This window comes from Paraburkholderia denitrificans, from assembly GCF_042655705.1.
Taxonomy (GTDB): domain Bacteria; phylum Pseudomonadota; class Gammaproteobacteria; order Burkholderiales; family Burkholderiaceae; genus Paraburkholderia; species Paraburkholderia denitrificans.
The window spans coordinates 518,830-531,361 of record NZ_JBHSMP010000013.1; the positions used below are offsets into that span (position 1 = coordinate 518,830).

The window sequence follows — 12,532 nt, forward strand, 5'->3', positions numbered from 1 at the left end:
CTGAGTGCTCAGCGCCGTCTGCTCATCAGGGGATGAGAACGGCAGCCTGATTTCCATAGGAGCCTTTGAACTAAACTTCGAAAGCCGGACTCCAACCGGTATCGTTGTAGCGCGGTGCAACGATGTTTCTTGGGACTCGGTTTCTCTGCTATAAGCGAATATTCACCTTTTCGAGTGCATTGAGCACAGCAGCCTCGCCGGCGATCTGCTCGGTTTTGGACTGCGAATGGGAGAACGCTCTACAATTCTCGATGTGCCTACCCTCAAGGGATTGCACAATGCCTCTCACATACCGAATTGATGAGAGAGTGCTGGTGAGCCATTTTTTGAACTCATCGAAGCTCGGGGGGATGCAAACTAGCCCTTTGAAGGACTCTTCGGACGGTTTACGCTCGCCCTCTTTGTCTTTCTTCATTCTCGGGCGTCGCTCAATTTCTACAATACACACCCACTTGTCCTGAAAGACCAATCGGGCAACTAGGATGCCGCGGACGCGTTTGGCGGCGACATCGGCGTACAGCCAATGTCGCAGTTGTGTATCAATTTCTTCTGCGTTTTCGTCGAATTCAGTTAGGCCAATGAGCTCAGGCCTAGGGTCAGTTTTAAATCCGCTCTCCCAAGTAAACCATTGGGCCGCCTCAATTTTCTCTGGATATTTTTTTTGGAGGAACACCATGGCGTCCCAAACATCGCGCAAGGTTCCGTGCGATTCGAGCACTGGTCGTGCGTGAATCGAGGCGTATCCGACACCTTTCCCATCTCCGAGCGGTTCGCCGCTTGAATATTGATCAGCGCCAGTTCCCGAGCTCTTCGGCCCCGCCACGCTCTTCGCTTTTTCGTTCCGCACATCGAAGATCACACGCGGGTCGCCAAGGATTTCGAAGTCGGGGTCGTGAATTTCGATAGCACCCGCAGCGTGGTCTGGTTCGCCGTCCCCAGTCAGATCGACTATCTCCGGCGGCTTTACGAGTTGTCGTTCCGGGGTTCCCGCCCATGCATCCCGCCCGACGCTAGGATCGGCTCTCTCATTCACGAGATTGGAATTCTCGCGGTGCCGAACCAGTGGCACGCCTTGCGGGTCCGAGCATCCAAGTATATTGAGAGCAAGGAACGACCTGCCATTGTCGAAGCTGATGCCGGAAACCTTTAGCTGTGCAGGCCCTTGGAACCATGGTGCTATCTTAATAAAGCCGGGGGTCTTTCCTTTCGGATCGTGCATTGACTCAATTTGTGCATAGACCTTTTTTGCGGCTGTCTCTGTGTAGCGGTCGTATTTCGCGTGTGCAAGGAAGACGATGTCGCCGTTGACCATCCTGCGCCGCAGCTTTACCTTCCAGCGGCCAGGCTCCTCGGCCTCGTCAAGTGGGGCATATAGTCTGCTCTTCTGGACCTCGTCCGGCCCACACCAAGCATACGTAGCAAGCACGCGCTTGAGTTCATCTGAGCGGCCATAGCATCGGGCAAAAAATTCGAGGCAGGGAACTAGTAGCCGCCCGCCAGACTGAAGATCGAATTCGATCATCCAGTTCTTATCGCGTTCGAACTGTAAGGGGTGGATTTCAAACGGATACGGCGAATTCTTGCCTTGAAGTACCGCGTCGCCAAATGAAACGACTCGCCAAGTGTTTTTGCTAACTACTACGTCAAACTTGCCAACATCGAAGACTGACTCAGACTGGCAGCGCTGATCTTTCCAGATGCTTCCGATGCGCACTTGACCAAGTGTGGTCAGCGGGACGCGGCGAAGGATGAACTCATCTCCCAGTCCAGCCGTCCCAATTTCTCTGAAAGCCACTAAGACATTGGGTTGCGACTCGGCGACCGGGTTCTTATAGATGCCGCAGTACCACCATGCAATCATGCTGGTGTCATTTTTACCTAAGTTGCCTCTGAATCTAATGACCCGCTTAACGCGTCTTATCGGCCTATCGAATTTGTTGGGCATCGTTCCTCGTTTTTAAACAAGAACTTCACGCCGGGCGCGACCGGGTCGTGGTGGCCCCATTATGGATCTTTTTCAGAGGCGTCGCACATTATTGCGTGATGTCGCATTTATTCCGGTAAATGACAGCGCCCGCCGATCAGCGCCGCCGCGCTCGACGTATGATGCGGCGCGCGAAACGGCCGCCGCCGCCAGTGCTGCGGTGAGAAGCCGACCGCGCTTGCCGAGAGCAACGCGGCCGAGGCCAGCGCTTCGGCGTCGGTCATCGGCGGAAGGAGCCCGGGCAAGCGCGCCGCGAGCATCGACTTGCCCGCGCCGGGCGGGCCCACCATCAGCATGTGATGCCCGCCCGCGGCGGCCACTTCGAGTGCGCGCCGTGCGCCGCGCTGACCGATCACGTCCGCCATGTCGGGCGAAGGCGTGCAGTCGGCTGTGTCGGGCGCGCTGGCGCGCGTGGGCGTGAGCCGCGCGTCCTCCGCACCGGCGAGGTGCGCGCAAAGCGCGCGCAGGTCGGTGGCGCCGAACACATCGACGCCGGGCACGAGCGCGGCTTCCGCCGTGTTCTCTGCCGGTAGATAGAGTTGCGGCGGCGCCGGGCTGACCGCGCCGGTTGAACCTGAGGCTGTGGAAGACGCGCGTGCCGTGCCGCACGCCATGGCAAAGGCGCCGCGCATGGGCCGCACGGCACCGGTCAGCGAGAGTTCGCCCGCGAATTCGCGATTGGCGAGTGAAGCGGCGGGAATCTGCCCGCTCGCCGCGAGAATGCCGAGCGCGATTGGCAGATCGAAGCGGCCGGATTCCTTGGGCAAGTCCGCCGGAGCGAGATTGACGGTGATGCGACGCACGGGGAAATCGAAGCCGCAGTTCTGCAATGCGGCGCGCACGCGCTCGCGGCTTTCGCGGACTTCGAGATCGGGCAGGCCGACGATGGAGAACGCCGGTAACCCGTTGGCGAGATGGACTTCGACAGTGACTTCCAGCGCGCGGCCAGCAGCCGGCGCGCGGCTCTTGACCACGGCAAGCGACATCGGAATCCCCGAAAGACTGCGCCGCGCGCGGTGTGCCGCGCGAGCGCTTGACTGGCGAGGCACAGGCCTGCTAACAATCACCGCCGCAAATCACCATCGATCGGCGTGTGACTGGCGTGAGCAGGCTCGGCTGCCTCTTTACGGTTCCATTGCGATTACGCTACGGCTCGCTTGCCGTGAGTGCATCCGCAATCGATCAGGACGACTGGCCAGTGACGGGCGCCTTCTGCTCCAGTTCGGCGACGCGGCGCTCAAGCTCTTCGAGACGCTGGCGCGTACGCACGAGCACCTGCGTTTGCGCGTCGAATTCCTCGCGCGTCACGAGATCAAGCTTCGAAAAACCTTGCGAAAGCATTGCGCGCACATTGCGCTCGACATCGCGCGCGGGCGAGTTCTTCAGCAGGTCGCTCACGCGATTTTGCAGATCATTCAGTACATCGGTTGGTTGTTTCATTCGATTCCCCTTTACTGCACAAAAAATGTGCATGTTTCGTTTCGCCTGTGCCTCGTATGCGGCTTTGACCGATCTTGGTGCGCCCGGATGAGTGCGCCGCCCTGTGCGCATCCACTTCACGCGCGCTGCGGCACGACACGACTTGCGCGTTGCCCCGGCATACATGACGGCCCTGCGCTGCGGCCCGAAGCGGCTCGCAGGGGCCTTTTATGCGGCATTCACGCCAGCGCAGCGTGAGGACACTGTAGCAACGTTCCCCCCGCGATGCCACATCCGGCGCGGCACGCTGGCCGTCCGGCCAGGGGCCGTGCGCCGCGCTTGTGCGCCCCGCGGACCGGCATTGTCCACGCGTTGCGCGATTTGTGCACGCAGGCCGGTCAACGTCCCGGTCATGCGGATGGCCACGGATTGAAACGAATTGGCACGGGTGTTGCTAATACTGCCCCGCGTACCGAATAGCAGTTGGCTCGCGGTGCGTCGGCGAAACGAGACGAAACGAAATGAGGCGAGACGAGATGCGCCCGGCCGACGCCCGTTGCAGAAACGAACAAACGATCAAGCGACCACAGCGAGGACTACATGAAACTCATTACAGCAATCATCAAGCCGTTCAAGCTCGATGAGACGCGGGAGGCGTTGTCGGCCATTGGCGTCTCGGGCATCACCGTAACCGAAGTGAAGGGATTCGGCCGCCAGAAAGGCCATACGGAGCTGTACCGCGGCGCCGAATACGTCGTCGACTTCCTGCCGAAGGTGAAGATCGAGGCCGCCGTCTCGGAGGACATCGTCGAGCAGGCCATCGAGGCGCTCGAACGCGCGGCCCGTACGGGCAAGATCGGCGACGGCAAGATTTTCGTGTCGCCCATCGAGCAAGTGATCCGCATCCGCACCGGCGAGACCGGCGTTGACGCCCTGTGACAGACGAAAGAGACAAGAGGAAACCGAGATGCGCAAACTTTTGATGTCATTGATGATGGCCGGCGCGCTGTTGGCCGGCGGCGTCGGCGCCGCGTTCGCGGACGACGCGTCCGCGGCGGCTGCCGCGTCGGCTCCCGCCGCCACCGCGTCCGCTCCGGACGCTTCCGCCGCAGCCAGCGCCCCGGCCAGCGCCCCGGCTGCCGCGGCCACCGCCAGCGCGCCCGCCGATGCGTCGGCCCCCGCCGCGCCGACCGCGCCGTTCTCGGTCGATTCGTCGAAGATCAACTCCGGCGACACCGCATGGATGCTCACCTCCACCGCGCTCGTCCTGTTCATGACGATCCCCGGCCTCGCGCTCTTCTATGGCGGCATGGTCCGCAAGAAGAACGTGCTCGCGACGCTCATGCAGAGCTTTGCGATCACCTGCGTCGTCACGGTGATCTGGACGGTGATCGGCTACACCCTGGCGTTCACGCCGGGCGGCCCGTTCATCGGCGGCTTCTCGCACACCTTCCTGGCAGGCGTGAACTACATCAAGGGCGACAAGGCGACGACGCTCACCGTGAGCCACCTCGCGCCGACCATCCCCGAGACGGTCTACATCGTCTATCAGATGACGTTCGCGATCATCACGCCCGCGCTCATCACCGGCGCATTTGCCGACCGGATGAAGTTCTCGGCGATGCTCGTGTTCATGTCGATCTGGTCGATCGTCGTCTACGCGCCGATCGCGCACATGGTCTGGGAACCGACCGGCTGGCTCGCATCCGCCGGCATCCTCGACTTCGCGGGCGGCACGGTGGTGCACATCAACGCGGGTGTCGCGGGCCTCGTGTGCTGCCTCGTGCTCGGCAAGCGTGTCGGCTATGGCCGTGAAGCGATGGCGCCGCACAACCTCACGCTCACGCTGATCGGCGCGGCGATGCTCTGGGTCGGCTGGTTCGGCTTCAACGCGGGTTCGGCTGTCGCGGCTGACGGCCGTGCGGGCTTCGCGATGCTTACCACGCAAGTCGCCACCGCCTGCGCCGCGGTCGCCTGGATGTTTGCGGAATGGATCGCCAAGGGCAAGCCGTCGGTGCTCGGCATCGCTTCGGGTGCGGTCGCGGGGCTCGTCGCGGTGACGCCGGCCTCGGGTTTCGTCGGCGTGAGCGGTGCGCTCGCGATCGGCTTCGCGGCGGGCCTGATCTGCTTCTGGTCGGCTACGTGGCTCAAGGGCAAGCTCGGCTATGACGATTCGCTCGACGCGTTCGGCGTGCACGGCGTCGGCGGCATTGTCGGCGCGCTCCTGACCGGCGTGTTCGCGGTCAAGGACATCGGCGGCGCCGACGGCAGCATCGTCCTGCAAGCCAAGGGCGTTCTGACGACGCTGATCTACAGCGGCATCGTGAGCTTCGTTCTTCTGAAGGTCATCGACATGGTGATGGGCCTGCGCGTCACGGAAGAGGAAGAGCGCGAGGGCCTCGACGTGATTCTTCACGGGGAGCGCGTCGAATAACGATCGACGGGGCAGCCGCGGCAGCCGCCGCGTGCGCCCCCTACGGGGTGTGCTGTTCCTGTTCTGTCAGGTAATGCAGCGCAGTGCAGTGCGCAGTACAGCGCAGTGAGTTCGGCCCGCCTTCCATGGCGGGCTTTTTTTCTTTGTTTGCGCACAATAAAGGGGCGTGGCGGGTGCGCCCATTGCGCACGCGGGCTCGTGCGGTCCAGAATGGAATGATGGGCGGGCGCGCTGGTCTGGCGTGCCGATTAACCCTTGGGTGTGTAAGGGGAAGGAAGCCTTGCATCGAGCGGAATCGTCCCCAGATAGACTGCCGGTTTCCCTGCCAACATTGCTTACAAAGTCCGCGAGTACGAGTTTATGGTCCCGCATCTGGTTACGGCGTTGAACGGCCCGCTCCTCGAACTGGAGCAGCGCATCCTCGGCGCGACGCCCGCCATTGAGCGCTGGTTCCGCCTCGAATGGCAGGAGCACACGCCGCCGTTCTACTGCTCGGTGGATTTGCGCAACGCAGGGTTCAAGCTCGCGCCGGTCGACACCAATCTCTTTCCCGGCGCCTTCAACTGCCTGCCGCAGGAAGTGCTGCCGCTCGCCGTGCAAGCCGCGATGGCCGCGGTCGAGAAGATCTGCCCCGACGCCAAGAATCTGCTCATGATTCCCGAGCAGCACACGCGCAACGCGTTCTATCTCGAGAACGTCGCGCGGCTCGCGACGATCATGCGCCAGGCCGGCTTGAACGTGCGCTTCGGCACGCTCGACGAGTCGATCTCCGGGCCGGTGACGATCTCGCTCGCCGACGGCCAGAAAATCGTCGTCGAACCGCTCGAACGCACGGCGCGCCGCGTCGGCCTGAAGAACTTCGACCCGTGCACGATTCTGCTGAATAACGATCTTTCGGCTGGCATTCCGCCGATCCTCGAAAACCTGCACGAGCAATACGTGCTGCCGCCGCTGCATGCGGGCTGGGCCGTGCGGCGCAAGTCCACCCACTTTGCGTGCTACGACGACGTGGCCAAGAAGTTCGCGAAGCTCGTGGGCGTGGACCCGTGGATGATCAACCCGTATTTCGCGCACGTCGAGGGCGTGGACTTCGAGGCGCGCACCGGCGAGGAGGCGCTCGCCACGGCCATCGACTCGGTGCTCAAGAAGATTGCGAAGAAGTATCGCGAGTACGGGATCACCGAGAAGCCTTACGTCGTCATCAAGTCCGATGCGGGCACCGATGGCCGCGGCGTGATGACCGTGCACGATGCGGCCGAAATCGCGGCGCTCACGAAGAACGAACGCGCGCGCATGGCGGCGACCAAGGCCGGGCTCGAAGTGCGCGACGTGATCGTTCAGGAAGGCGTCTACACGTTCGAGCGCATCGGCGACGAAGTGGCCGAGCCGGTCGTCTACATGATCGACCGTTACGTGGTGGGCGGTTTCTATCGCGCGCACGGCAGCCGCGAGCGCGACCAGAACCTGAACGCGCCGGGCATGCACTTCGTGCCGCTCGGCTTCGAGCATACGGCGCTGCCCGATACGCGGGCGAAGCCGGGCGTGGCGCCGCCCAATCGCTTCTATATGTACGGCGTGGTCGCGCGGCTCGGGCTGATCGCGGCGTCGGTCGAACTGGAAAAGACCGATCCCGAAGCGATCCAGGTTTGAGGCCCGCGCGATTGCGCGCCTGTACGACGTTTTTTCCCCGCAGCTTTCCGGACAACGGACAAACTACGCCCGTGACGGGCGCCACAGAGACGTAGAGACGATATGGACATTCTTTTCATCGCCGATCCGCTCGAGCGATTCCGCATCTACAAGGACTCGACCTACGCGATGATGGCCGAGGCCGCGCGGCGCGGCCACACGCTCTACGCCTGCGAGCCGCGGCACCTCGCCTGGGTGAACGGCAAGGTCGAGGCCGATGTGCGGCGCTTCGAGATCGTCGGCGACCATACGGACCTGCATCGCGAGCGCTGGTACGTCGCGCAGAGCGCGTCGCGCGCGCTCACGAGCTTCGACGCGATCCTCATGCGCAAGGATCCGCCGTTCGACATGGAATACGTGACGTCCACGTGGCTGCTCGAAATGGCCGAGCGCGCGGGGGCGAAGATCTTCAACCGTCCGCAGGCGATCCGCGACCATTCGGAAAAGCTCGCCATCGGCGAGTTCGGGCAGTTCGTCGCGCCGACGCTCGTCACGCGAAACGCCGCGCGTCTGCGCGCGTTCCACGAAGCGCACGGCGACGTGATTCTGAAGCCGCTCGACGGCATGGGCGGCATGGGCGTGTTCCGCGTGAAGGCGGACGGCATGAACCTCGGCTCGATCATCGAGATGCTGAGCGAGGACGGCGCACGCAGCGTGATGGCGCAGAAGTTCATTCCCGAGATCAAGGACGGCGACAAGCGCATTTTGCTGATCGGCGGCGAACCCGTGCCGTATGCGCTTGCGCGCATTCCGCAGGGCAACGAGGTGCGCGGCAACCTCGCGGCGGGCGGACTTGGCCGCGCGCAGCCGCTCACCGCGCACGACATGGAGATCGCGAAGACGCTCGGACCGACGCTTGCGGCGCGCGGCCTGCTGCTCGTCGGCCTCGACGCGATCGGCGACTGGCTCACCGAGGTCAACGTGACGAGCCCGACGTGCTTCCGCGAGATCATGGATCAGACGGGTTTCGATGTGGCCGGGATGTTTATCGACGCACTGGAGCGCGCGGCGGCTTGAATCCGGCCGCGTCGGCGGCATCTCTGGCGTGGGCGCGAATAAAACGCGTGCGTGGCGCGGTGCGGAAGTAGTCGGGCAACTGCGCCAGGCTGCCCCGGCGACCGATGCCGCGCGCTGTGTGGCGTGCGCGCCGCGCGAGCAAAACGGTTCGTCTCGCGCGAAAATGTCCCTGCTACAATGCCGCGAGCCCGCGTTCCGGGCCGGCTGCCTGGCGTCGACATGACGCTGCCGGCATGGCCGCGCGGCGCGTGTTCCGACCCTGTGGGCCCACGGCTGGCCACAGGTTCGGCGCTGCCGGAAGCGATCGATGGGATCGAAGTGATCGAAGCGATCGGCCAGGGCGACAACCGAAGCCGTTTTTTGCAGTCAGGCTGACATGGCAGGGATTCTGATCATTGCGCACGCACCGCTCGCCACTGCGCTACGCGAGTGCATCGCTCACATCTATGGCGGTTGTCCCGCGCGCATCGGCGCGCTCGACGTGTCGCCGGACAGCGACCCGGTCGAGGTCGTTGCGCAGGCCAACGCGGAAATCGAGCGCCTGCGCGAAGACAACGGCGCGCTCGTGCTCACCGACATGTTTGGCGCGACGCCCTCGAACATCGCCGCGCGGCTCGCGTCGGTGCCTCAGGTGAGGGTGCTCGCGGGCGTGAATCTGCCGATGCTCGTGCGCGCTGTCTGCTACCGCGCGACGCCGCTCGACACGCTGGTGGAAAAGGCGCTCGCCGGGGCGAGCAAGGGTGTCCAGGCGATTACGCCGGCCATGCCGCCGCCCGCGGACCTCTCCTGCATTCCGGCGCAGGGCGCGTCGACGCCGTGCGCCGAGGCTGGCGCAACGCTTGCCGGCGCCAAGATGAAGCCAGCCGACGCGTGAGCGCCGCGCCCACGCCCACGCCCGAAAACGCGAAGCCTGGAACCCGCGAACCGAACAAGCCTCAAATCCCCATACTGCGCCCGGATTGAACCCTATGCTGCAACAAGAAACGACCATCGTGAACAAACTCGGCCTGCACGCGCGCGCGTCGGCGAAGCTGACCCAGCTGGCAGGCAACTATCAGTCCGAGGTCTGGATGAGCCGCAATGGCCGCCGGATCAACGCGAAGAGCATCATGGGCGTGATGATGCTGGCGGCGGGCATCGGCAGCACCGTCCTGATCGAAACCGAAGGCCCCGACGAAGCCGACGCCATGGGCGCGCTGCTCAAGCTCATCGCCGACAAATTCGGCGAAGGCCAGTGACCTCTACCGGCTGTCGCTGAATGGCTCGACGCCGCGGCTTGTCCGCGGCGTTTTTGTTTGGTGCGGGCCTGCGCGGATTTGCGCGGGTTTGCGAGACCGGATCGGCGGTGGCGCGTCGTCGTGTCCCGGTAAACGATAGGTCACGAGACGGCACGACGAACGCGCAGAATTTATAATTCGATTCGGGGTCTGAGAGGTCTGCATTGCAGCGGTTTGCCGCGGCATCACAAAACCAGAGGAGGTGCGCGTGCCGTTCACGTTGCATGGAATTCCCGTATCACGCGGTATCGCCATCGGGCGAGCGTATCTGATCGCCCCGGCCGCACTCGACGTCAACCACTATCTGATCGACCCCGAGCAAATCGAAGCCGAGATCGAGCGCTTTCGCGCCGGCATCGCTGTGGTCGAGCAGGAGCTCGACGCGCTGCGCGCCGATCTCGCCGTCGATGCACCGTCCGAAATGGGCGCGTTCATCGGCGTTCACCTGATGATCCTGCGCGACGTGATGCTCGTGCAGGAGACCATCGACCTCATCCGCACGCGCCGCTTCAACGTCGAATGGGCGCTCACTGAACAGCTCGATCGCCTCTCGCGCCACTTCGACGATATCGAAGACGAGTACCTGCGCGAGCGCAAGGCCGACATCGAGCAGGTGGTCGAGCGCGTGCTGAAGGCGCTCGTGGGCGCGTCGCCCACGGTGCTGCACGGCGGCTGCAATGAAATGATCGTGGTCGCCCACGACATCGCGCCCGCCGACATGCTCCAGTTCAAGACGCAAAGCTTCCAGGGCTTCGTGACCGACCTCGGCGGCCGCACCTCGCACACGGCGATCGTGGCGCGCAGTCTCGGCATTCCGGCAGCGGTCGGCGTGCAGCAGGCGAGCGTTTTGATCCGCCAGGACGATCTCATCATCGTCGACGGCGACCACGGCATCGTGATCGTCGATCCCGCGCCCATCGTGCTCGAAGAGTACACGTACCGCCAAAGCGAAATGGCGCTCGAGCGGCGCAAGCTGCAGCGCCTCAAGTTCTCGCCGACCCAGACGCTGTGCGGCACGAAGATCGAGCTCTACGCGAACATCGAGCTGCCCGAGGACGCCCAGGCCGCGGTCGATTCGGGCGCGACCGGCGTGGGCCTGTTCCGCACCGAGTTCCTGTTCATGAACCACAAGAACCATCTGCCGGAAGAGGAGGAGCAGTTCCTCGCCTATCGCCGCGCGGTGGAATTGATGAACGGGCTGCCCGTGACGATCCGCACGATCGACGTGGGCGCGGACAAGCCGCTCGAATCGATGAACGCCTCGGACGGCTATGAGACAGCGGTGAACCCGGCGCTCGGCCTGCGCGCGATTCGCTGGAGCCTCTCCGAGCCGCGGATGTTCCTCACGCAGTTGCGCGCGATCCTGCGCGCTTCGGCGTTCGGCAACGTGAAGATCCTGATCCCGATGCTCGCGCACGCGCAGCAGATCGATCAGGCGCTCGGCCTGATCCGCGAAGCGAAGCGCCAGCTCGACGAAGCGGGGCTCGCCTACGATCCGAACATCAAGGTGGGCGCGATGATCGAGATTCCGGCGGCGGCGTTGTCGCTGCCGATGTTCCTGCGCCGTCTCGACTTCCTCTCGATCGGCACGAACGACCTGATCCAGTACACGCTCGCAATCGACCGCGCCGACAACGCCGTCGCCGATCTCTACGATCCGGTCCATCCGGCCGTGCTGCAACTGATCTCGCACACGCTGCGCGAGGCGAAGCGCGCGGGCGTGCCGGTGTCGGTGTGCGGCGAGATGGCGGGCGATCCGGCGTACACGCGCCTGTTGCTCGGCATGGGGCTCACCGAGTTCTCGATGCTGCCGAGCCAGTTGCTCGTCGTGAAGCAGGAAATCTTGCGCTCGCAACTAAAGACCCTGGAAAAACCCGTGGCCGAAGTGCTGGCGGCTTACGAGCCCGAGGAACTGCAGGCGGCGCTCAAGCGTGTCGCCAGTGCGTGAGGATTTTCACGCGTGGCGCGTGCCGCAGACCGGGCAGTCCGGCTGCCGCGCGATGCGCATCGTGTTCCACTCCATGCGCAGCGAATCGAGCATCATGAGCCGGCCGACGAGCGGCGCGCCGATCTGGCCGATCACGCGCAGCGCCTCGGCGGCCTGCATCGCGCCGATGATGCCAACTGTGGGCGCGAACACGCCCATCGTTGCGCACGCCACTTCCTCGAACGGCTGATCCTCGGGGAACACGCACGCATAGCAGGGCGAGGCGGGATCGCGGAAGTCGAAGGTGCTGATCTGGCCGTCGAAGCGCAGCGCCGCGCCCGAGACGAGCGGCACGCCGTGGGCGACGCACGCGCGGTTGATCGCATGGCGCGTCGCGAAGTTGTCGGTGCAATCGAGCACGACCGTCGCGCCGGGCACGTTCGCGTCGAGCCACGCGTCGTCGATGCGCGCCTCGACCGCGTTCACCTTCACCTCCGGATTCAGCCGCGCGATGGCGTGGCGGCCTGACTCCACTTTCGCGCGGCCGACCGAAGCCGTGTCGTGCATGATCTGCCGCTGCAGGTTCGTGAGATCGACTTTGTCGTTGTCGACGAGCGTGATCGTGCCCACGCCCGAGGCCGCGAGATACATTGCCGCGGGCGAGCCGAGTCCGCCCGCGCCGACTACGATTGCGTGCGCGTCGAGAAAGCGCTGCTGCGCCTCGATGCCGATTTCGTCGATGAGGATGTGACGGGAATAGCGGAGGAGTTGATCGTCGTTCATCG

The 12,532-nt window shown here is 64.0% G+C and carries 11 protein-coding genes and 1 pseudogene; 8 read left to right on the forward strand and 4 right to left on the reverse strand.

Annotation, left to right across the window (positions count from 1 at the left end):
• Positions 1–148: 148 nt before the first annotated feature.
• The 3 genes and pseudogenes from ACFPTO_RS11840 to ACFPTO_RS11850 form a co-directional block, all read right to left on the reverse strand.
• Entirely contained in the window at positions 149–1,945 is a 1,797-nt protein-coding gene (locus tag ACFPTO_RS11840; protein WP_377711541.1) for a hypothetical protein, read from the reverse strand.
• A 125-nt stretch (positions 1,946–2,070) separates the two neighbouring features.
• Positions 2,071–2,970: pseudogene (locus ACFPTO_RS11845) on the reverse strand (YifB family Mg chelatase-like AAA ATPase); the annotation flags it as partial.
• 196 nt (positions 2,971–3,166) lie between these two features.
• The gene (locus ACFPTO_RS11850) at positions 3,167–3,424 is read right to left on the reverse strand and encodes an accessory factor UbiK family protein (RefSeq protein ID WP_296653209.1); all 258 of its coding nucleotides are present in this window, start codon (positions 3,422–3,424) and stop codon (positions 3,167–3,169) included.
• Positions 3,425–4,003: 579 nt separating this feature from the next.
• Between ACFPTO_RS11850 and ACFPTO_RS11855 the strand changes: the two genes are divergently transcribed.
• The 8 genes from ACFPTO_RS11855 (at position 4,004) to ptsP (ending at position 11,768) form a co-directional block, all read left to right on the forward strand.
• Positions 4,004–4,342 carry a P-II family nitrogen regulator gene (locus tag ACFPTO_RS11855; RefSeq protein WP_377711542.1) on the forward strand — a complete coding sequence of 113 codons (339 nt, stop codon included), beginning with the start codon at positions 4,004–4,006 and terminating at the stop codon, positions 4,340–4,342.
• A gap of 28 nt (positions 4,343–4,370) precedes the next feature.
• Positions 4,371–5,837 (forward strand): ammonium transporter, encoded by a 1,467-nt coding sequence (locus ACFPTO_RS11860; RefSeq protein WP_377711543.1) that lies wholly within the window; start codon positions 4,371–4,373, stop codon positions 5,835–5,837.
• Between the two features lie 360 nt (positions 5,838–6,197).
• Positions 6,198–7,487, forward strand: a complete 1,290-nt coding sequence (gene gshA / locus ACFPTO_RS11865) for a glutamate--cysteine ligase (RefSeq protein ID WP_377711544.1) — start codon at positions 6,198–6,200, stop codon at positions 7,485–7,487.
• A 102-nt stretch (positions 7,488–7,589) separates the two neighbouring features.
• Positions 7,590–8,543, forward strand: coding sequence for a glutathione synthase (gshB, locus tag ACFPTO_RS11870; RefSeq protein ID WP_293042621.1), 954 nt, complete (start codon positions 7,590–7,592; stop codon positions 8,541–8,543).
• Positions 8,544–8,762: 219 nt separating this feature from the next.
• Positions 8,763–8,918: a hypothetical protein gene (locus ACFPTO_RS11875; protein ID WP_377711545.1), complete on the forward strand. Its 156-nt coding sequence runs from the start codon at positions 8,763–8,765 to the stop codon at positions 8,916–8,918.
• A gap of 1 nt (position 8,919) precedes the next feature.
• Entirely contained in the window at positions 8,920–9,417 is a 498-nt protein-coding gene (locus ACFPTO_RS11880; RefSeq protein WP_377711546.1) for a PTS sugar transporter subunit IIA, read from the forward strand.
• Positions 9,418–9,511: 94 nt separating this feature from the next.
• Positions 9,512–9,781, forward strand: coding sequence for an HPr family phosphocarrier protein (locus ACFPTO_RS11885; protein ID WP_293042625.1), 270 nt, complete (start codon positions 9,512–9,514; stop codon positions 9,779–9,781).
• A 247-nt stretch (positions 9,782–10,028) separates the two neighbouring features.
• Positions 10,029–11,768 (forward strand): phosphoenolpyruvate--protein phosphotransferase, encoded by a 1,740-nt coding sequence (ptsP, locus tag ACFPTO_RS11890; protein WP_377711547.1) that lies wholly within the window; start codon positions 10,029–10,031, stop codon positions 11,766–11,768.
• A gap of 6 nt (positions 11,769–11,774) precedes the next feature.
• Here the strand turns inward: ptsP and ACFPTO_RS11895 are convergent, their stop codons facing one another.
• A complete protein-coding gene (locus ACFPTO_RS11895; protein WP_377711548.1) occupies positions 11,775–12,530 on the reverse strand; it encodes a HesA/MoeB/ThiF family protein in 756 nt (251 codons plus the stop codon).
• Positions 12,531–12,532 lie beyond the last annotated feature (2 nt).

Coding starts and splice junctions, on each gene's coding strand:
- ACFPTO_RS11840 (WP_377711541.1), bottom strand. CDS start 1,945: ATGCCCAACAAATTCGATAGGCCGATAAGACGCGTTAAGCGGGTCATT.
- ACFPTO_RS11850 (WP_296653209.1), bottom strand. CDS start 3,424: ATGAAACAACCAACCGATGTACTGAATGATCTGCAAAATCGCGTGAGC.
- ACFPTO_RS11855 (WP_377711542.1), top strand. CDS start 4,004: ATGAAACTCATTACAGCAATCATCAAGCCGTTCAAGCTCGATGAGACG.
- ACFPTO_RS11860 (WP_377711543.1), top strand. CDS start 4,371: ATGCGCAAACTTTTGATGTCATTGATGATGGCCGGCGCGCTGTTGGCC.
- gshA (WP_377711544.1), top strand. CDS start 6,198: ATGGTCCCGCATCTGGTTACGGCGTTGAACGGCCCGCTCCTCGAACTG.
- gshB (WP_293042621.1), top strand. CDS start 7,590: ATGGACATTCTTTTCATCGCCGATCCGCTCGAGCGATTCCGCATCTAC.
- ACFPTO_RS11875 (WP_377711545.1), top strand. CDS start 8,763: ATGACGCTGCCGGCATGGCCGCGCGGCGCGTGTTCCGACCCTGTGGGC.
- ACFPTO_RS11880 (WP_377711546.1), top strand. CDS start 8,920: ATGGCAGGGATTCTGATCATTGCGCACGCACCGCTCGCCACTGCGCTA.
- ACFPTO_RS11885 (WP_293042625.1), top strand. CDS start 9,512: ATGCTGCAACAAGAAACGACCATCGTGAACAAACTCGGCCTGCACGCG.
- ACFPTO_RS11895 (WP_377711548.1), bottom strand. CDS start 12,530: ATGAACGACGATCAACTCCTCCGCTATTCCCGTCACATCCTCATCGAC.